The organism is Mycobacterium sp. E796 (assembly GCF_001672815.1).
Taxonomy (GTDB): domain Bacteria; phylum Actinomycetota; class Actinomycetes; order Mycobacteriales; family Mycobacteriaceae; genus Mycobacterium.
Genome location: NZ_LZKK01000031.1, coordinates 1 through 737, shown reverse-complemented (window position 1 = coordinate 737; position 737 = coordinate 1). Strand labels below are relative to the sequence as shown.

Here is a 737-nt window from a genome sequence, read left to right as displayed (position 1 = left end):
CCGTTCACCGCCAATGCCGCCGAGGCCCGCGACATCGCCGAGCTGGCCGCGAAGTCAGATCGCGTCGTCATGGAGGCAATCCAATACCGCTACCATCCGTTGACTTCGCGCGTCGAGCAGATTCTCACGTCAGGCGAGCTGGGCAAGCTCGAGCGGATCGACGTCTCCTTATGCGTATTGCTGCCGAAGCGCTCCAACGCCAACGTCTACGACTACTCCCTCGCCGGTGGCGCGCTGATGGACGCCGGAGTCTACGCGGTTGACATGCTCCGCACTTTCGGCGGTTCGACCCCGGAAGTCGTTGCGGCACAGGCAAAACTGCGCGGGACTCAACTGGACCGGGCGATGACGGCCGAGTTGCGCTTCACGAGTTGGCTCACGGGCCGGATCCGCTGCGCGCTGTGGTCGTCGGATCTTTTTCGAGCGAGCGCCAGGATCGTTGGCGATCGCGGCCGGCTGCATTGGCTCAGTCCGGCGGCACCTCAAGTTCTCCCTCGGCTCTCCATCCAATCAGCCGACAGCAAGCGCGTCGAGCGCTTCCCGCGGCGCGCCACCTTCGCGTACCAGCTCGAGGCTTTTGCCGCGGCGGTGCTGCGCGGCGAACCGGTGAAGACGACGCCGGAAGGCGCGATCGAGAACATGTCCGTCATCGATACGATTTACCGCGCCGCCGGTCTCTCGCTCCGCGAACCGGCGTAAACGCCATGAACGCCGCGCCAGTCGACAGTCGAGAGGGC

General features: G+C 65.4%; 1 protein-coding gene. It reads left to right on the top strand.

What is annotated here, in order from left to right; translation table 11 throughout:
* On the top strand, positions 1-699 hold a 699-nt coding region (locus A5706_RS35130), incomplete at its 5' end, for a Gfo/Idh/MocA family protein (RefSeq protein WP_068126022.1).
* Positions 700-737 lie beyond the last annotated feature (38 nt).